Below are 17,147 nucleotides of genomic sequence, written 5' to 3'. Positions count from 1 at the left end.
TTGCGATTTTGCGATTGCGAAATCACAAGCCTGTCCCATTTATGCGATGTCATATTCATGTCATAGTCGCTTAAGAATCGGACGGAGCCCGTCATGCCGGAAAACACGAAGTCCAACAACAATGTCACGTCGCTGCCGGGTACGAACAGTGCCCTGTCTGGCGGTGGCTTTGTGCGGGCGGTCAATGATTGGCTGATGGAGCGCGCACTCGACGATACCGATATTGACGCGATTGTTGAAGGCATGGTGTCGCGGCTTGTTGCCGCGGGCATTCCGATCGAACGAGTCATGGTTGGTTTCAAGACCCTGCATCCGCTGTATGAAGGCGTTTCCTATATCTGGTCCAAGGATGAGGGCCGGGTTGAACGGTCGCTGCATCTTGATGTGCGCGAAAAGAACCCCGACTGGCTTGATAGCCCGATGAAGTGGATGTCCGATAACGATGTCACCTTCATGCGTCGCCATCTGATCGGGCCGGGGGCGATCCTTGATTTCAATGTTTTGCAGACTTTCCGCAAATCCGGCGGCACGGATTATCTGGCGCTGATGACGCCCTTTACCACGGACCGCGACAGCACGCTGGGTACGAACCGTATCTTCATGACCTATATGACGCGTCGGCCCAGCGGCTTTACCGACGAGGATCTGGCAATCCTGTCATCGATCCAGCGCCGTTTTGCCGTGTCGTGCAAAATGCGCATCATGCACGAAGAAACCAAGACGATCCTTGAAACCTATCTGGGTTCGGATGCCGGGCATCGGGTGCGCGACGGGCAGATCAAGCTGGGCGACAGTACCAAGACGCGTGCAGTGATCTGGTTTTCCGATATGCGCAATTCGACATCGGTTGCCGCCAGTGTCGGGGATGATGCTTTTCTGGGCGAAATGAATGATTTCTTTGCCGCGACGGCCGGTGCGGTCCTGAAGCATGGCGGGCAGGTCTTACGCTATATCGGGGATGCGACATTGGCGATTTTCCCGATCCGCGAGGATGAGCAGGATCTGGAACAGGCCTGTACGGCCGCGGTTTACGCCGCAGCCGAGGCGCAGCTTAATATCGATCAGCTTAACCGCCAGCGCGAAGAAACCGGATTGCCGGCCTTTGATTACGGGCTTGGCATGCATGTTGGTGATGTGATTTACGGCAATGTCGGCGTGCCCGACCGGGTCGATTTTACCGTGATCGGGCAGGCGGCCAACGAAGCCGCCCGGATCGAACAGTTGACCAAGCAGCTTGGCAAACGGGTTCTGGTCAGTCATCAGGTGGCGAAGTTCATTTCCTGTCCGACGGAAGAAATGGGCGCCTTCGAGCTTCACGGCACGGGTTTGAGCCTGAAACTGTTTGCGCCGGACTTTGCCGAAGCGTGCGAGCGTATCCAGTTGATGCAGGCGGGATGATCCCGCTTCACTATTATCAGGCCATACTGTCGAAATCCTTGACCACACCGCTTGATGCCGTACCGACATTGGTAAATGTTTGCTGGGCATCGGTGACGGCCTGCGTTGCCGCCTTGATGATATCGGCATAGGGATCGGTCGTTTTTTCCACCAGCATCTTTTGCAGCGCGACACCGGTTGTGGCAGACGCCATCGACATGATGTTGCGCATGTAATCGGTGCTGTCCTGTACGGCGTAGGCGGCGGCCTGCGCGACCTTTTGATAGGCGATCCCGTTGGCGCCCGGACCGGCCCCGTTCAGTACGGCGTGATTGGTGGTGCCGACGGCCTGAACGATTTGCGGGTTAAGGGCGGTGCTGAGCGGTGTGTTGTTTGCGCCACCGCCACCTCCTCCGCCAGCGGTGCCAACATTCGCGGGCGGAGTGTCGCCGCCGGCAGCTTTGCCGTCACCAGCACCACCTTGGGCTTCGGCCGCAGGGGAGGCTTTGTCTTCGGCTTTTTCGGGATCGGCGGCACCCTGTTCATCGGCGGGATTTCCACCAGCGGGAGGGGTATCCTTTGGGGGATTTTCGTTTTCGTCAGCCATGACGGGCCTCATCGCGTTAACAGGTCGGTTTCAGGAGCTTGGCGCAAAGTTGCCGGACGTTTAAGGCGTGGGAAATCATGTTGGCGGCGTCAGGATTTGCCGCCGCCACCCATGCCGCCACCGGTGCTGTCGAGAATCATTTTGCACGCGCTGGAGGTTACGGCATTGCCGATCTGTTGCAGTCCGCCCTGGGTTTGCATGGCGTTCTGCATCGATAGACTGATGGAATGTGCCATCGTCTGATACACGAGCCCCATTGCCTGTGCCGGAGCCTCGCCCAGAACCTTGACGTTGGTCTGCGTGACCGCGTCCGTAATCTGGGAATTTACCGGGGTGTTGTCTGCCATGTCACGCCCTCACTGAAATTGCCGGATAACACGCACGGCGCGTGACATCCGAATGCTGCCTACCGGCGAGTTGCTGCCAAAATGACCAAAAGGGTCAGAAGTGTGTTGCTGTTGTCGGATCGCGACAGCTTGGTTGTTGCCTGCGCACCGGCCATTGTATTGACCGAGTAAAGCTGCATCACACCCATATTGGTTGCGGCCTGCGAGCACATCGAGGCCTGTTGCTGGGCCTGGATAGCGTTCTGGAACAGGATGGATGTCGAATGCGCGGCACTTTGATAGATCATGCCCATGGCATTTGCCGGGGCCGAGCCGAGAACGCTGACCGATGTCTGGGTCACCGCATCTGTGATCTGACCGTTCACTGGGGTTGGAATAGCCATTTCTTCCTCCGATTTGGCGGTCACGATGACCGTACCCGTTTTGACGCAGATGATTGATCTTTGTGACAAAAATCCTGAATGGTGACCTTTTTATCAACCGGCTTGGGCTGTGATCATGGCCACCAGTTTTGAGGTTGCGGTATTGGCGACCTGTTGCATGTTTCCCTGTGTCAGAGTGGCATTTTCCATAGCCAGGCCTGTCGAATGGGAATGCGATTGCAGGGCGATTGATACCGCCTGTGCCGGGCTTTCGCCCAGCACCTTGACGTTGGTCTGAGTCACGGCATCGGTGATTTGCGGATTGACGATATCGCTCATGACGTCATGCCTTTGTCTTGAAGGTTTGTCCGCAGGTCGGGTCAGAATCGACGCAGCCGTTTAAAGTGCTGTTATTGTCCGGCCTGTCTCTGTCTTTCGTATTCGTCCTGCTGGCGTTTAAGTTCGTCGTCGTTCAGTTCGGTATTGCTGTTCGGATCTTCCGGTCTTTTGGGGGCGGGAGGCGGTGCGCTCTTTAGGTCGGGGGGGCGCTTTGCTGTCCCATTATTATCCCCCCTTAGGACTTTGGGCCTTTGTCCCCGATCGCCAGCGTATTACGGGCGCATTCCATGGTGGTCGCCAGGCTGGCGACGGCAAGCTGTTGCTGTTCATTGACCATGTTTGCAAACAGCACGCCCTGTGCCTGGGCCTGCGACAGGTAAGTCTGCATGGTTCCCATGGCGGGTGCGGAGCCTATGACGGTGGTGTTTGTTTGCGTTACGCCATCGGTGATCTGTTCGTCGACTTCGCGCGGGTTGCTCATCGTTCTGATCCTTATCGGTTAGGACGCGACATCATCTGTTCGATGCTTTTGGTCAGGGTGGCCATGCCGGTCATGGATAGTTGCCGCTGACCGGAAACCATGTTGGCCATCAAAACACCCTGTGCCTGTGACTGTGCCAGCATGGATTGCAGGGTGGCGTAGGCCGGGCCGACACCAAGGGTGCCAACATTTACCAGACTGACAGCGTCACTGATCTGATGGGATACCTGATCCTGCAAATTTTCCACCGCGTCTGCGACGGGGGTTGCGTCGGAATTGTTGTCGGACGGGTCGGTATTTGCCGGTGCCATCGCGGTCTCCTTGGCTGGCGCGTGAACTACATCGCAATGACGGTGAGGATCGGAATTTGTGACACAAAAAAAGCCCGGCAAGCTTTTGCATGCCGGGCCGGTTCGGGCGGTGAAACCAATGAAGGTTTACGACACTGCTGTGCCGGTGGTTGCCTTCAGGGCGGACAGCAATGCAAGCATGTTGTCCGGAACGTCGCTAGTTGCGATTTTCTGCGTTGCCACGGCACCCGCCATGGTATCGACGGAATAGACCTGAATGACGCCCTGATTGGTTGCAGCCTGCGACGAGATGCCGACCTGCTGCTGGTTGCTGACGGCGTTTTCGTAAAGAATGCCGTGGGAATGTGCCAGCGACTGAAACAGCGAGCCCATGGCCATGGCCGGTGCATCGCCCAGTACTTTGACATTGGCCTGGGTCACTGCATCGGTAATCATGCCATTGACCGGGGTATTATCAGCCATAATCTGTCTCCTGGTTGCCTGGATAAATATGCCGGAAACCGGCCCGTTCCGCGTGGTGCGCGGCGATCAGTCATTTGACGGGGGGGATGTGCCTTTGTGACGTCAAACCGCCAAAAACTGCGGGCGAAATTGCCGGGAAACGATATTGGGCGGCCGGTCGGAAAACGGGCCGCCCAATCGGGGAGGTCTTGGAGGACGGGGCTTAGCTTTTGACTGCCTGAAGGGTGGTCAGAAGCGAAAGCATGTTGTCGGGGACGTCGCTCTGGGCAATTTTCGAGGTCGCGACGGCATCTGCCATGGTGTCGATCGAATAGATCTGGATAACACCCTGGTTGGTTGCCGCCTGAGAGGAAATGCCAAGCTGCTGCTGGGCGCTGACGGCATTTTCATAGAGAATGCCCGTGGAATGGGCCAGTGACTGGAAGATCGAGCCCATAGCCATGGCCGGGGCATCACCGAGCACCTTGACGTTTGCCTGGGTGACGGCATCGGTGATTTGACCGTTTACCGGGGTCGGAATCGCCATTTCAAAACTCCTTCGTATGCTGCTTGCGGTGGAAATCCTGACGGGGTTTCTCCGTCCCGAATTCACCCTATCGACGCTGGCAATTCGGGGTTGTGACAGGACGGATGATTTTTTTTACCAGCAAGGGGATTTCTGTAAGTCTTTTGCGGGCCGGATCTTTTTCAAGCCCGGCGTTGAGACGGGCAGAATGGCATTTGTCATTCTGCCCGTTAAACAGGTTTCACGTGCGGTTACTGGATGCCTGCGCCACGCAGATGATCGCGGGCAAGCTGAACGCGTTTACGCACGGCACAATTGCTTAGTCCGAGATTGACCGCGATATCATCGTAGCTGCGGTCTTCGACACATCGCATCAGAAGTGGCTTGCGCAGTTTTTCAGGAAGGGCGCGTAAGGCGCGTTCAAGGTGGTCGAACATTTCGGTCGCAAGGAAGGATTCCTCGGGGCTGGGTTCGTTGCGACCAGAAATCGGCGGCAGGGCGGCATCCGCAGTGCCGTGGTTTTCTTCCTTGTATTCCGCCTTTCGGCGGTTTTGCCGATGCAGATCAATGCAGGCATTGTGCACGATCCGTGACAGCCATGCGCGGTGATTACGGATTTCGTCCATTGAATCCTCGAACTTTACCGATGCCTTTAGCATGGCTTCGGACAGTGCATCCTGCGCGTCATCCATATTGCCAGACATCAGTTTCAGGCATTGCTTAAGAAGGCTGTCCTGTTGATCCATCCAGAGCGGCCAGAAATTTGGCGCGGCCGGTTCCATACCGGGAAGGTCGGAAACGTCGAGGGGATCGGATTGCCATGCCCGTGGATGGGGGGCGTGTGTCGGTGGGGTGCCAAGGGGCTGGCAAGGAGCCGGTTGTTCGAAACCGAGATTGCCCAGCAGCGACATCGCATCCTGCAGGGATCGCTGCATCTGGTCGATCTGATTGCCGGTGTTGCCTAATCCTAGCGAGCCGGGCATTCCCTGCAACCCGGCCAACCCGGCAAGACTGCCAGGATTGCCAAGGCTACCGGCGATGATATCAGTTGGGCTTGGGCCGTTTGACGATGGTTCCAGTCCCGGAAATCCGGCCAATGGATTGAAATTCTCCGGATAACCACGCGGCACGGCAGAGGTTTCTGGCCCGGTTGGCGGGGGGGCTGTGTGGGCTGCTGCTGTTCCTTGCTGTGCCTCTGGCGTGGTGGGTGAGGCTGGCGAATTGTTTTCAAAATTGCTACTTTTACGAGAATCAGTATTCAATGCGGCAAGGTAGTCTGCAGCCAGTCTGGCGCGCTGTTCATCTTTGAGGTGCGACCAGATTGATGTGACATTGTCGCCTGTCCCCAATGCCTTTTCCAAGGCATGGTCTAGAGATTGGGCAAACGTGATTTCGTTTTCCGATAGTTCTGTCTGTCCCTGTTCGGTATTCTTTTCGTACTGCACTTCGGACCCCTCCTCAGAAAGATTACAACCAAAGGCTGTTTAGGTCTCTCGCGACTATTATGACGGCGCGCAGTCTTAATTGTGAAGAAAAAGAAAAATACTATTTAAGGTTGCGCAATTTTTGGCTGGGAAAGTCGCAGATGGCACCCTTTAACCTTCTGTTTTAAAAGATATTTTTCAGATTTCTCGCCTAGGTCGTGGCCCACCTCCTGCGGGATCGAGTTGCAGGTCGGACTTGCAACCTTTGGCAAAAGCCGAATCATCCATCCGCCGGTGGGGCGGCGTTTGGTGGATTTTCGGAACCGGCATTGGCAGTTTGTGGTACTGTGGGCCGGGTGTGTTCCGACGGGGCGGTTTCCGGAGAAGGTGTAGGTTGGGGAGGCGCTGCGGCGCTTGGGTTTTGCGCGTTGCTTTGCGGCGTGGCGGGAATATTTGGTTGAGGCGTTTGTGGGGCAGTGCCGGTTTCGCTTCCGGCAGGCTGGGTGACCGCGGGTTTTGTATCGGAAGGTGCATTTGATGCCACAGGCGGAATTGACTGTGCGATTGCCTGTTCGACCTGTCCCGCCAGATGGTTCATGCGCATGTCAATTTCCGCGACGATGATGCGGCGCAATTCATTGGCGATTTCGATCATGACCATTGCGCCCGGCTCGATCGGGGTTGACGGTGCGTTGTTGGTGCCCGGCGCATTCGGGGCGGTTGCGGCGGTTTTTGTGCTTTGGCTTGATTGTGCGTGGCTTCCCGCGGCGAGTTTCTGGTTCAAAACTTGCGCACGTGCACGGTCCGCGGCATTCGCCATGGCTTTCATGGTGGCCTGATATTCCTGATTGAAGGCCTTTTTTACCGCATCCTTTTTACTGCTTGCCGTTTCGACGCCGGGAAAGTTCGGGCCGCTTGTCATCAGGAGGCTCCCTTGTCCGCTTTTCCGGGGCTGTTGGTGGCGGTAGTGCCGGTATCGCCGTTATTGCTGTCAGCATCGGGGGGGCTGCTGGTGTTGTCAGTGATGGTGGCCTTGCCCTTTACCGATGCTGGCTTCGCCGGGGCTGATTTGGCGATATTTGTGCCTTTGTCCGGTTTGCCGGTCGGGGTTGCGTCGGTGGTGCTGTCGTTACCGGACGGTGCGGGCAGCACAAAGCCATAGGCGGCAAGCCCGTCATCATCGGGGGCGTCGGTGATGCTGATCAGGCTGGTTTGCAGGCTGGAATTCGCATTGGCGATCATGCTTTCTGCGCGGCATTCGGTATCCTGGTCCGGATCGATGCAGCCGAGCATCGCGGTCGGGGTTGAGATTTTGTGATCGCCGCGCAGTTGTGCGGTGACCGAAAAGCCCGACGCAGCCCCGCGCAGGATCAGCGCGACAAGGGTTGCGCCCGATTTACCGTCGGTGGGGGCGATGACCTGCATGCGAAGCGACAGGCTGGTTTCGGTCGTGAGAGGGACGTCACCCTGCAAGATCGGGCTGGGCAGGGCACCTGTATATTGCAGTTGAACCGGGATCGAGGTCGGGATGCTGGTGATGGCCGATGTGATGCGCAGGGTGGCGATGAACGGATCCTGCGTGCTGTCAATCGTACCGAGTTGCTGATCCATGCCAAGGCTTGCCGGAGCAACGGGTTCGGCAGCGTCCGGGACCGAAGTGCCGGAGTTGTCCGTACTGCTGCCGCCCGCTGCCAGTGTTGCCGCGGCCATGTGCCATTCGCTGGACGGTAATCCACCGATGATGCTGGCCCGTGTCAGAGACGGCAGAGTTGCCGGGATATCAAGTGCCAGCCGGGCGGTGTTGATGTCTTGTGGCCCTGCCGATAGCGCCCATTGCCGGATATCAGCCGGGATTTCGGCGGCATCAAGCCGTGCGGTGACGATGGCATCCGTGTCGCTGCCGGTAGGGCCGGGGTTGGGCAATTGATCAAGTGTGATCGACCAGTCCGGCGTCTTGGCATTTTGGACATTGCCGGATAGCTCGGGCAGAAGCGGGCGATAAAGATCGCCATACGTCACGCTGCCTTCGAGCCGTGTCGCACGGCCGTCATCACGGATCAGATCAACGCGATAGGACTGCGGGCCGCTGACGCCGGGCGTCCCGGGTGCCGGGCGGCTTGGCGTGGTTGCGGTATCGTCGTGGTCCTGAAAGCGGGGGGGGGCTTCTTCGTCGGTGAGATCGTCGTCCCCGTCGCCTCCGTTGTCGGGGGGGGCGGAGCCGGTAGATGATGTTTCCGATGCCGCGTTTTGCGGGGCCGGAGCCGGAGCCGGTACGGTCGCGCTCGCCGTTGTAGTCAGGTTGCCGTATTCGTCATAGCTATAAGATGACAGTGGCGGGACCGCCTGCATCGGTTGGCCAAGGGCTTGTTCGATTTTCTGCATGGCATATTCGATCAGATTCTGGCCTTGCAGTGGTGCATGGCCCGATAGCCCATCGAGCGGCCCCGGATTGTTGCCGCCGGTCGTGCCACTGGACGGATCGGGGATTGGGGAGGCCGAAGACGGGCGTGGAATGACGGCGTCAAGACCCCATTCCTTTGCCGTGTCGAAACCCAGCACATGGGCCCACGGCCAGTTATCGACGGCCGGGCTTTTGGGGCCGTTGGTGGCGGCGGGATTGCTTCCGCCATTTTCGGTGCTGTTGGGCTGTTGGTCTTTGTCGGTCATGCTGACAATCCCCTGGTTGCACTTGCGAAACGCTGCGGAGGGTGCACGCCTGCGCCGAACCGGATTTCACAAGGATTGCGACGGTTCACATGTCAAAAGGACGGGGAGCACCGGAGGTTGTGACAAAAAACGTCAAGTCGCGTCCGGGGAAAGGCAACAAAAAACCCCGCAGGGCTGTTAGCCCGACGGGGTTATAGTGGTGCTGATGATAGGATTTGAACCTACGACCTACGCATTACGAATGCGCCGCTCTACCAGCTGAGCTACATCAGCACGATTCATTTTGTGGCGCGGAAAATACGGATAATCCCCCCGGTTGGCAAGTGCTTTATTGTTCTTTTTATTATCCATCCCCAACTGTATCCGGCAGATTGCGCAAGGCAGCCGGAAGATCGACCAAAACCATAAATATCACATTGACCGTTATGTAGTTTCCCGGCATAGATAACGCGTCGCGCCGCTTCATGCCGTAACGTCAATCAAGGGAAGTCATATGTGCCGCTGGCTGAGCTATATCGGAGATCCGGTTTATCTTGAAAAACTGGTGTTCGAGCCGCGCCATTCCCTTGTTGAACAAAGCCTGCATGCCGAACAGGCCAAAACGCCAACCAATGGCGATGGTTTTGGTATCGGCTGGTATGACGAGCGCAAGACGCCTGGTCTTTATCGTGAAATCCTTCCGGCTTGGAATGATCCGAACCTGCGGTCGCTTGCCCATCATATCCGATCAGGCATGTTTTTCGCCCATGTTCGGGCATCGACGGGGACCGAAACCAGCCGCACCAACTGCCATCCGTTTGCGCATGACAATTACCTGTTCATGCATAACGGCCAGATCGGGGATTATCCGTTGGTGCGGCGCGTGCTGGAAGCGATGATCGATGATGAATTTTACGCCACCCGCCATGGCACGACCGATAGCGAGCTTATTTTCTGTTTGATGCTGACATTTGGTTTGCGCACCGATCCGCATCGCGCGATCCGCAAAACCATCGAAGTTGTCGAACGTGAAATGAACGAACGCGGTGCAACTGCGCCCTTCCGTTTCACCGCCTGCCTGTCAAATGGCGAAAGCGTTTGTGCCATCCGCCATGCCAGCGATGACAAGCCGCCCTCACTTTACTGGCGCAAGCGTGGGGATCATGTGATTGTCGTGTCCGAACCGCTGGATGCCGAAAGCGATAGCTGGATCGCGGTGGCACCCAACCATACCCTGCATGTTTGCCGTGATTTGAATATCTGCGAAGAACCGACACTTTCGGCGACCGGGTGCAAGGGCGCAGCGTAATCCTAGTTCGCGACGATCACCTGTGATCGGCCCCGAACCAGTTGCTGTTGCAAAATATCGCCCGGTGCGGTGTTAAGCATTACGGTTTTGAAATCCGATGCATGACCATCGCGGCACAGGGCCTTGCGACCGACCTTTTTTTCATCGACCAATAGGATCGCGTGATCGCAGCAGGCGGCAAGGGCGCGACGTGCGCGGACTTCGTCCATGTTGAAATCCATCAGGTCCCCGGTTTCCGACATCCCCCCGACACTGACAATCCCGAAATCGGCGCGGTAGGTGCCAAAGAATTCCGCACTGTCAGCCCCGATGATATCAAGATCGCGGGTGCGGATGGTCCCGCCCGCAAGGCGTAACGTGACATTGGGCGCGTTTTGTAATGTCAGTACCACATGGATATTGTTGGTCAGCACCGTCAGGTTACGGTGCGAGGTCAGGCTTTGGGCGGCCAGTTCGGCGGTGGTGCCGGTGCCAATCGCGATGGTGCAGCCTTCGGGGATGATATCGGCGAGTTTGGCGGCAAGGGCGCGTTTGCCACTGCGGTTCCAGACTTCGCGTTTTTCATAGGCCGAGTTATCCGGATCGGGCGCCGGACCGGCAAGGCCATGGCGGCGGAAGATGCGCCCCTGTTCCTGCAAATCGCGCAGATCGGTCCGGATTGTCTGGACCGAGACGTTAAAGCGGCGTGCCAGTTCTTCGACCGCCATGAAGCCGCAGGATTTGACAAGGGCGACAATCCGGTCGCGGCGGCGGTCAAGTGGCACGGGATCGGACATTGGTTTCCTTTGATATTCTTTCGTTCGAAAGCAGGTGTTTCGCGATGTCACGGAGTATAGACAGGCTTGGTTATGTCTGAAAAGCCCGGTACGCTTGTTGAAACATTTAATTCTTTGCTTTGTCACACAACTGAAATCGAAATCCATATAGCGTCCCCGTCGGATTGTTTTCGAACGAAACCTTCGGGGTGGCCGCAAAAGGTACGCCCCACGCAATCAAGGGATGTGGATGATGCGTAACGTTCTTCTTGCTGCCGTGGCTTCGGCTGCGATGATGCTGCCAGTTGTTGGTCAGGCAGCCGAGAAACTGGTTCTTTATACCAGCCAGCCAAATCAGGATGCCCAGACCACCGTCGATGCCTTCAAGGCTGCCTATCCGGATGTTGAAGTCGAATGGGTGCGTGATGGCACCACCAAGCTGATGGCAAAACTACGTGCCGAGATTGCGGCAGGTGATCCGCGCCCGGATGTTTTGCTGATCGCCGATACCGTGACCCTGGAAGGCATGAAGGGCGAGGGGCTTTTGCAAGCGTATAAATCGCCCGAAGCATCGGCCTATGAAGCCGCCCTTTATGATGCGGATGGTTATTACTATTCGACCAAGCTGATCACGACCGGCATTGTTTATAATACTGGTGTCGAGAAAGCCCCGAAAAGCTGGGCCGATCTTGCCGATCCGGCGATGAAAAATCAGGTTGTGATGCCAAGCCCGCTTTATTCCGGTGCAGCCCTTATTCATCTGTCGACCCTGACGGAAAACAAGGAACTGGGTTGGGATTATTATCAGGCACTGGCCGCGAACGAAGCGCGTGCACAGGGTGGTAATGGCGGCGTGTTCAAGGCCGTTGCATCGGGCGAAAAGCCGTATGGTGTGGTTGTCGATTTCCTTGCGATCCGTGGCAAGGCCGAAGGTTCGCCGGTTGATTTCGTTTTCCCGACCGAAGGTGTCACCTATGTGACCGAGCCGGTTGCGATCATGAAAGACGCCAAAAACGTCGATGCGGCGCACAAGTTTGTTGATTTTGTTCTGTCGAGCAAAGGCCAGGAACTGGTTCTGGACATGGGTTATGTCCCGGCACGCGGCGACATGGCATTGCCGGAAGGTTTCCCGGCACGCAGCGACATCAAGCTGATGGATTTCAATCCGGCCGTGGCACTGGAACAGGCAGAAGCGAACAAGAAAAAGTTCGCGGACATTTTCGGGGCTGAATAATGCAGGCTGCAAGTCGCCTTCGCGGCTTCATGCCCGGCTTTGAAAGCCCGACGGTTGGCAACCGGTCTTCGGACCGGTTGCTGCCATGGCTTTTATTGCCGGTGTTCGTGATTTCGATTTTACCGATTGTGCGCCTTGCGATTGAGGGCGTGTTTGTTGGCGGTGTGCCCAGTGCGGATTACATCCGCGATGTTCTGGGCAGTTCGACGACATGGCGGGCAACTGCCAACAGTCTCTATACCGCAGGGCTTGGAACGATTATCTCGCTTCTGATCGGGGGCGCGTTTGCCTTTCTGGTCGCACTGACCGATATCCGCGCCAAGGCGGTACTGGTTTTCTGTTTCATGATCCCGATGATGATCCCGCCGCAGATCACGGCGTTGGCGTGGGTGCAACTGACCGGGCCGAGCAGCGCGCTTTTGAATGCGCTTGGCATGGCACCCCCGATGGGATCGCCCCAGCCGTTTTATTCGGCCGAGGGGATTGCGCTTTTGCTGGGTATTCAGCATGCATCAATCGTGTTTCTGACCCTTCGGGCCAATTTGCGCATGCTGCCGCGCGAACAGATCGAAGCAGCCCGTTTGGCGGGTGCGCGTGGCGGTCGTTTGTGGTGGCAGATCATTTTGCCACTGACAAGCCCCGGTTTGATTGCCGGGACGGCGATGGCGTTTGTCACGGCCCTTGGCAATTTCGGGATACCGGCGATGTTGGGGATACCCGCCAATTATTCGACATTACCGACCTTGATTTATCAGAAGCTGGCGGGATTTGGTCCGTCGGTTCTGGGCGAGGTTTCGGTACTGGCGATGCTGATCGGGACGATTGCGATTTTGGGCGTGGCGGTGCATCACCGGTTATTGGGCAAGCGTGACTATCGTCTTATGGGGATGGTGGGGCGGCCACTTGATATCCGGTTGGGCGCACGCAGGACATTTGTTGAAGCGGTGCTTTGGACGGTTTTGATCGCCATTCTGGTGATCCCGTTGATGGCGTTGGTTGCGACCGCATTGGTCCCGGCATTTGGCGTTAAGCTAAGTCTTGCCAATTACAGTTTCGATGCGTTTTACGAAGTCCTGTTTGTTCAGCCCTCGACCATCCGGGCGTTCCATAACAGTTTCATGTTGTCGATCGGTGCGGCGGTGACGCTGGTCGCGATCTGTTTGCCGCTGGCTTATGTGATTGTCCGGCGGCCAACCCGGTTGACCCATATGGTCAATCTTCTGGTCGAGGTGCCCTATGCCTTGCCCGGTGTGGTTTTGGCGATTGCCTGTATTCTTCTGTTCATCCGCATTCCGGTAATCGATATCAGTTTGTATGGCACGCTTGCGATCATTTTTGTTGCCTATCTGGCTCGGTTTCTGGTGATTGCGCTGCGCCCGGTGATGAACAGTTTTTCCCAGCTTGATCCGGCATTGGAAGAAGCGGCACAGGCATGCGGTGCAGGGCTTGGCCGCCGGTTGCGCGATATCCTTTTGCCATTGGCGGCACCGTCGGCGGCAGCCGGCGCGTTACTTGTGTTTTTGACAGCGTTTAACGAATTGACGGTTTCGGCCCTTTTGTGGTCGGCCGGAAACGAGACGCTGGGTGTTTTGATCTTCAATCTCGATGACAGTGGCGACACCGTTCTGGCCTCGGCCGTGGCGGTATTGGTCGTGCTGGTTGTTATTGCGTTGATGACCGGTTTCCAACTGGCATCACGTCGTTTGCCCAAGGGAGTTGTGCCATGGCAGACATAAATCTTTCGCGGATTACCAAATCTTTTGGCGATTACCGCGCGGTCAATCAGGTATCGCTTGATATCCATGATGGCGAATTTGTTGCCCTTCTGGGGCCGTCGGGCTGTGGCAAGACGACTTTGCTGCGTCTTCTGGCCGGTTTCGAGGAACCCGATCAGGGCGTCATCGCACTGGGCGGGCAGGCAGTTGCCGATCCTGCCAACGGGGTGATGATCAATCCAGAAGCACGCAACCTTGGCATCGTGTTTCAGTCCTATGCGCTTTGGCCGCATATGTCGGTGGCGCGCAATGTCGGTTATCCGTTGGAGGTGCGCGGGCTTGGCCGGGCGGAACGTGATGCGAAAATTGCCGAGGCATTGTCGATTGTTGCCCTTGAACCTTATGCCGACCGCAGCCCGACGGAACTTTCGGGTGGGCAGCGCCAGCGGGTTGCATTGGCGCGCTGTCTGGTGATGGAGCCGCGCGCGGTGTTGCTGGACGAACCGCTTGCAAACCTTGATGTGCATCTGCGCGAAACCATGCAGCAGGCATTTCTGGATTTCCATCGCCGGACCGGGGCGACAATGATTTACGTCACCCACGATCAGGCCGAAGCCATGGCCATGGCCGACCGGATTGCGGTGATGGACAAGGGCTGCATTCGTCAGATGGCGGCCCCGGAAACCCTTTACCGTGAACCGGCCGATCATATGGTCGCGGGCTTTGTCGGGGCTGGGGCGGTGTTGCCGATTGGTGACGTATCCATGCGGGGTGCCGGACGGTGTTCGGTGCGATTGGGTGATGCGGCGATCCATGCGCGGATTTGCCAGAAGGCGGCCAGCAATATGAACGAACTTGGTTTGTGTTTGCGGCCAGAGGATGTCTGGGTCGACGAGGTCGGGACATTGCGCGGTTCGGTCGAGGATTGCGTTTATCTGGGCGGTCGGTTCCGTCTTCAGGTTCGGGTCGGTGCCGACCAGGTTTTACCGGTTTATGCGACGAAACGCGCACGGATCGGCGAAACCGTCGGATTGGTGATTTCCGATGGATGGGTGTTTAACCGATCAGAAGATGAGGCCGCCTGATGTCTGCCCGGATTCGTGTTTTATCGGGACTTGGTGAAAAGGGCCCGGCCTGTCTGTGGCTGGAGTTTTTCAACCGGCGCTGGCTGCTTGATTGCGGGGTCGGTCCGGAAAATGACAGCGGTTTTGACCTGGCATGGCTCAATAAAGTTAACGCTGTTTTCATTACTCATGATCATGTCGATCATATCGGGGCCGCGGCCGAAGTTATTGCGGCAGGCCTGCCGATTTATTGTACCGAAGTCACAGCACGGTCATTACCCGCCGGTGCGAATGTGATCATCCTGCCACCTTATGGGGAAATCCAGGTTGACGGTGTGACGGTTACGACCGGGAGGACTGGGCATGCCTTTGGCGGAGTATGGCTGCATTTTGAACTGGGTGGCGGGGTTCTTTACACCGGCGATTTCTGCAAGGAATCTGATTACTTCCTGTATGACACGCCGCCCGACGCGGCGACGGTTTTGATGGACGCGTCCTATGGTATGGAACGCCTGACACAGCAGGTGCGGATCGACGGGCTTTTGACCAAGATGTCCAAACTTGATGGCCAGATCCTGTTTCCTGTACCGCCGAGCGGGCGGGCGGCTGAAATGGCGTTGCTGTTTGAAAAACACGGCATGGCCGACTGGTCGATGGATGCGCGGTGCTATGGGCGCGTTAAACAGGTTCTGGGCGACGGGGGATCGGATTATGTATCGTTTGATTCGATCAAAAAGCTGCGCGGGCTTAAGGACAAGGCGCGGGATTTCAATCCGGATGCCAGATTGCTTTTGTGTCACGCGCCGTGCGGCACATATGGCGTGGCGGGCGAACTGATTGAAAAATGGGGAAGGGACGGACGGCTGGGCCGCGATGCGCATGTAATCTTTACCGGTTTCATGCCAGCCGAGGCACGCCGCATGGTCGAAAAGGGGCATGCCCATTTCCGGCGCTGGAACGTGCATCCGCTGTTTGATGACGTGGTCGCGATGGCCAATGATTGCCACGCGATGCAGATCGTACCGCTGTTTAATGGCCGTCCGGAGGACTTTGCCCTTGTCGATGGCTTTGACGGGCGGTTACAGCTTTCGGATCGGTTTTATCTGTAAATGGGCGAAAACCAGACATGATTTATCCTGCAAAGACGTTCGATTTTCCGAAAGTGCCGTTTGTGTTTATCCGGCACGGGGAAACCGATGCCAACAAGGCCGAAATCATCGCCGGGTCAAGCGAGCCGCCATTGAACAATGCCGGCCGCGAACAGGCGCGTGCGATTGCACCATTGATGGCGATGGGAAAATGGCAGGCGGTCTATGTCAGCCCGCAGGACAGGGCGCGCAAAACAGCCGAACTTGTTTTGCCCGATTATGATTTGCACATTCTTAACGGATTGCGCGAACGCCATTGGGGCGATCTTGAAGGCCGTCCGATTTCCGAAGTGTGTTCGCGGTTCGACACTCCGCCAAATGGCGAGGGATTTGATGCCATGTGTCAGCGGGTATCGTTTGCCATGCAGACCGCGCTGGCCGGGGTCAGTGATCGTCTGACCGTGGTGGTAGCCCATTCGGGTGTCGGGCGCTGCATTCTTTATATGACCGGCTTTGATGCCGAAGGCCCGCGCATTGCCAATGCAACACCGATCCTGTTTCGTCCGACGGCAATGGGATGGGAATATGAAAATTTGACCGAAGATTTGATCAGGGAGATTTCCGCGTGAGCCAGCCCACAACCAGTACTTTAGGGGTAAACATATCGTCCGTTCGTGATGCGGTGGTGTTTGATATGGATGGCACATTGGCCCATTTCGATGCCGATGAATTGGGGCATCTGGTGCATGGGGTGGAAAAGCATTGGGATGCGTTTTTCGATGAAATGGACAAGGCCGCCCCGATTGCAGATATCGAACGGCTTTTGCGGGTTCTGCATCAATCCGGGCAGGCGATTGTAATCTGCTCGGGCCGCCCGGCCGGGTGGCAGCACCGCTCCGAAGCATGGCTTCGTGCGCATGGCATTCCGTTTGACGGCATGTATCTGCGCCCGGAAGATGCAGATCACCGCACAGACGAGGAAGTCAAGGAAGAACTTCTGGCACAAATCCGGGCGGATGGTTTTAACCCATGGCTGGTGGTCGATGATCGCAAGCGGGTGGTGGACAAATGGCGTGATATGGGGCTGACCTGTCTGCAATGTGCTCCGGGGGATTTTTAAT

General features: G+C 56.9%; 20 protein-coding genes and 1 tRNA gene. 8 read left to right on the top strand and 13 right to left on the bottom strand.

Translation table 11 applies throughout. From position 1 onward, the window contains the following. The first annotated feature begins 93 nt into the window (after positions 1 to 93). Entirely contained in the window at positions 94 to 1,398 is a 1,305-nt protein-coding gene (locus tag TH468_RS12715) for an adenylate/guanylate cyclase domain-containing protein (protein ID WP_085644603.1), read from the top strand. A 16-nt stretch (positions 1,399 to 1,414) separates the two neighbouring features. Here the strand turns inward: TH468_RS12715 and TH468_RS12710 are convergent, their stop codons facing one another. The 12 genes from TH468_RS12710 to TH468_RS12655 all read right to left on the bottom strand — a co-directional run bounded on the left by TH468_RS12710 (position 1,415) and on the right by TH468_RS12655 (position 9,155). Further along, the gene (locus TH468_RS12710) at positions 1,415 to 1,984 is read right to left on the bottom strand and encodes a hypothetical protein (RefSeq protein WP_085644763.1); all 570 of its coding nucleotides are present in this window, start codon (positions 1,982 to 1,984) and stop codon (positions 1,415 to 1,417) included. 89 nt (positions 1,985 to 2,073) lie between these two features. After that, complete coding sequence (locus TH468_RS12705) at positions 2,074 to 2,331, bottom strand: RebB family R body protein (protein ID WP_071240510.1); 258 nt, start codon at positions 2,329 to 2,331, stop codon at positions 2,074 to 2,076. A gap of 59 nt (positions 2,332 to 2,390) precedes the next feature. Further along, entirely contained in the window at positions 2,391 to 2,714 is a 324-nt protein-coding gene (locus TH468_RS12700; RefSeq protein WP_037990938.1) for a RebB family R body protein, read from the bottom strand. 93 nt (positions 2,715 to 2,807) lie between these two features. After that, positions 2,808 to 3,032: a RebB family R body protein gene (locus TH468_RS12695; RefSeq protein ID WP_007090416.1), complete on the bottom strand. Its 225-nt coding sequence runs from the start codon at positions 3,030 to 3,032 to the stop codon at positions 2,808 to 2,810. Positions 3,033 to 3,267: 235 nt separating this feature from the next. Further along, positions 3,268 to 3,513 carry a RebB family R body protein gene (locus tag TH468_RS12690; RefSeq protein ID WP_007090415.1) on the bottom strand — a complete coding sequence of 82 codons (246 nt, stop codon included), beginning with the start codon at positions 3,511 to 3,513 and terminating at the stop codon, positions 3,268 to 3,270. Positions 3,514 to 3,524: 11 nt separating this feature from the next. Then, complete coding sequence (locus TH468_RS12685; RefSeq protein WP_085644601.1) at positions 3,525 to 3,824, bottom strand: RebB family R body protein; 300 nt, start codon at positions 3,822 to 3,824, stop codon at positions 3,525 to 3,527. A gap of 126 nt (positions 3,825 to 3,950) precedes the next feature. Then, positions 3,951 to 4,286, bottom strand: a complete 336-nt coding sequence (locus tag TH468_RS12680) for a RebB family R body protein (protein WP_007090413.1) — start codon at positions 4,284 to 4,286, stop codon at positions 3,951 to 3,953. Between the two features lie 202 nt (positions 4,287 to 4,488). Beyond that, positions 4,489 to 4,812, bottom strand: coding sequence for a RebB family R body protein (locus tag TH468_RS12675; protein ID WP_007090412.1), 324 nt, complete (start codon positions 4,810 to 4,812; stop codon positions 4,489 to 4,491). Between the two features lie 230 nt (positions 4,813 to 5,042). Beyond that, positions 5,043 to 6,236 (bottom strand): RNA polymerase sigma factor, encoded by a 1,194-nt coding sequence (locus TH468_RS12670; RefSeq protein ID WP_085644599.1) that lies wholly within the window; start codon positions 6,234 to 6,236, stop codon positions 5,043 to 5,045. Positions 6,237 to 6,495: 259 nt separating this feature from the next. Next, positions 6,496 to 7,137 (bottom strand): hypothetical protein, encoded by a 642-nt coding sequence (locus TH468_RS12665; protein ID WP_085644597.1) that lies wholly within the window; start codon positions 7,135 to 7,137, stop codon positions 6,496 to 6,498. Beyond that, positions 7,137 to 8,882 (bottom strand): hypothetical protein, encoded by a 1,746-nt coding sequence (locus tag TH468_RS12660; RefSeq protein ID WP_085644595.1) that lies wholly within the window; start codon positions 8,880 to 8,882, stop codon positions 7,137 to 7,139. The genes TH468_RS12665 and TH468_RS12660 overlap by 1 nt, the downstream gene beginning before the upstream one ends. A gap of 197 nt (positions 8,883 to 9,079) precedes the next feature. Next, positions 9,080 to 9,155 (bottom strand) — tRNA-Thr (locus TH468_RS12655). 220 nt (positions 9,156 to 9,375) lie between these two features. On the opposite strand from TH468_RS12655, the gene TH468_RS12650 reads away from it, so the two are divergent. Then, a complete protein-coding gene (locus tag TH468_RS12650; protein ID WP_007090408.1) occupies positions 9,376 to 10,170 on the top strand; it encodes a class II glutamine amidotransferase in 795 nt (264 codons plus the stop codon). 2 nt (positions 10,171 to 10,172) lie between these two features. On the opposite strand, the gene TH468_RS12645 is transcribed toward TH468_RS12650, so the two are convergent. After that, positions 10,173 to 10,946, bottom strand: coding sequence for a DeoR/GlpR family DNA-binding transcription regulator (locus TH468_RS12645; RefSeq protein ID WP_085644593.1), 774 nt, complete (start codon positions 10,944 to 10,946; stop codon positions 10,173 to 10,175). Between the two features lie 232 nt (positions 10,947 to 11,178). Between TH468_RS12645 and TH468_RS12640 the strand changes: the two genes are divergently transcribed. The 6 genes from TH468_RS12640 to TH468_RS12615 are packed head-to-tail and all read left to right on the top strand — an operon-like array spanning position 11,179 to position 17,146. Beyond that, positions 11,179 to 12,159, top strand: a complete 981-nt coding sequence (locus TH468_RS12640; protein ID WP_196871236.1) for an ABC transporter substrate-binding protein — start codon at positions 11,179 to 11,181, stop codon at positions 12,157 to 12,159. Continuing rightward, on the top strand, positions 12,159 to 13,895 hold the full coding sequence (locus TH468_RS12635) for an iron ABC transporter permease (RefSeq protein ID WP_085644591.1): 1,737 nt from the start codon (positions 12,159 to 12,161) through the stop codon (positions 13,893 to 13,895). Before TH468_RS12640 ends, TH468_RS12635 begins: the two co-directional genes overlap by 1 nt. Further along, positions 13,883 to 14,959 (top strand): ABC transporter ATP-binding protein, encoded by a 1,077-nt coding sequence (locus TH468_RS12630; protein WP_085644589.1) that lies wholly within the window; start codon positions 13,883 to 13,885, stop codon positions 14,957 to 14,959. The genes TH468_RS12635 and TH468_RS12630 overlap by 13 nt, the downstream gene beginning before the upstream one ends. Next, positions 14,959 to 16,047: an MBL fold metallo-hydrolase gene (locus tag TH468_RS12625; RefSeq protein WP_085644587.1), complete on the top strand. Its 1,089-nt coding sequence runs from the start codon at positions 14,959 to 14,961 to the stop codon at positions 16,045 to 16,047. Before TH468_RS12630 ends, TH468_RS12625 begins: the two co-directional genes overlap by 1 nt. A 17-nt stretch (positions 16,048 to 16,064) precedes the next feature. Then, positions 16,065 to 16,655 (top strand): histidine phosphatase family protein, encoded by a 591-nt coding sequence (locus tag TH468_RS12620; protein WP_085644585.1) that lies wholly within the window; start codon positions 16,065 to 16,067, stop codon positions 16,653 to 16,655. Continuing rightward, entirely contained in the window at positions 16,652 to 17,146 is a 495-nt protein-coding gene (locus TH468_RS12615) for an HAD family hydrolase (RefSeq protein WP_085644583.1), read from the top strand. The genes TH468_RS12620 and TH468_RS12615 overlap by 4 nt, the downstream gene beginning before the upstream one ends. Position 17,147: the final 1 nt, after the last annotated feature.

Origin of the sequence: Thalassospira sp. MCCC 1A03138, assembly GCF_002115785.1 — a bacterium.
Taxonomy (GTDB): domain Bacteria; phylum Pseudomonadota; class Alphaproteobacteria; order Rhodospirillales; family Thalassospiraceae; genus Thalassospira.
Note: the sequence above shows the minus strand (reverse complement) of the source record. Positions and strands in the feature narration are given on the sequence as shown.

Excerpts from the sequence above, each read along its gene's own strand:
- TH468_RS12645 (WP_085644593.1), bottom strand. The coding sequence starts at position 10,946 with ATGTCCGATCCCGTGCCACTTGACCGCCGCCGCGACCGGATTGTCGCC.
- TH468_RS12695 (WP_007090416.1), bottom strand. The coding sequence starts at position 3,032 with ATGAGCGATATCGTCAATCCGCAAATCACCGATGCCGTGACTCAGACC.
- TH468_RS12715 (WP_085644603.1), top strand. The coding sequence starts at position 94 with ATGCCGGAAAACACGAAGTCCAACAACAATGTCACGTCGCTGCCGGGT.
- TH468_RS12675 (WP_007090412.1), bottom strand. The coding sequence starts at position 4,812 with ATGGCGATTCCGACCCCGGTAAACGGTCAAATCACCGATGCCGTCACC.
- TH468_RS12620 (WP_085644585.1), top strand. The coding sequence starts at position 16,065 with ATGATTTATCCTGCAAAGACGTTCGATTTTCCGAAAGTGCCGTTTGTG.
- TH468_RS12640 (WP_196871236.1), top strand. The coding sequence starts at position 11,179 with ATGCGTAACGTTCTTCTTGCTGCCGTGGCTTCGGCTGCGATGATGCTG.
- TH468_RS12665 (WP_085644597.1), bottom strand. The coding sequence starts at position 7,137 with ATGACAAGCGGCCCGAACTTTCCCGGCGTCGAAACGGCAAGCAGTAAA.
- TH468_RS12650 (WP_007090408.1), top strand. The coding sequence starts at position 9,376 with ATGTGCCGCTGGCTGAGCTATATCGGAGATCCGGTTTATCTTGAAAAA.
- TH468_RS12710 (WP_085644763.1), bottom strand. The coding sequence starts at position 1,984 with ATGGCTGACGAAAACGAAAATCCCCCAAAGGATACCCCTCCCGCTGGT.
- TH468_RS12685 (WP_085644601.1), bottom strand. The coding sequence starts at position 3,824 with ATGGCACCGGCAAATACCGACCCGTCCGACAACAATTCCGACGCAACC.
- TH468_RS12700 (WP_037990938.1), bottom strand. The coding sequence starts at position 2,714 with ATGGCTATTCCAACCCCAGTGAACGGTCAGATCACAGATGCGGTGACC.
- TH468_RS12630 (WP_085644589.1), top strand. The coding sequence starts at position 13,883 with ATGGCAGACATAAATCTTTCGCGGATTACCAAATCTTTTGGCGATTAC.
- TH468_RS12680 (WP_007090413.1), bottom strand. The coding sequence starts at position 4,286 with ATGGCTGATAATACCCCGGTCAATGGCATGATTACCGATGCAGTGACC.
- TH468_RS12635 (WP_085644591.1), top strand. The coding sequence starts at position 12,159 with ATGCAGGCTGCAAGTCGCCTTCGCGGCTTCATGCCCGGCTTTGAAAGC.
- TH468_RS12625 (WP_085644587.1), top strand. The coding sequence starts at position 14,959 with ATGTCTGCCCGGATTCGTGTTTTATCGGGACTTGGTGAAAAGGGCCCG.
- TH468_RS12705 (WP_071240510.1), bottom strand. The coding sequence starts at position 2,331 with ATGGCAGACAACACCCCGGTAAATTCCCAGATTACGGACGCGGTCACG.
- TH468_RS12660 (WP_085644595.1), bottom strand. The coding sequence starts at position 8,882 with ATGACCGACAAAGACCAACAGCCCAACAGCACCGAAAATGGCGGAAGC.
- TH468_RS12690 (WP_007090415.1), bottom strand. The coding sequence starts at position 3,513 with ATGAGCAACCCGCGCGAAGTCGACGAACAGATCACCGATGGCGTAACG.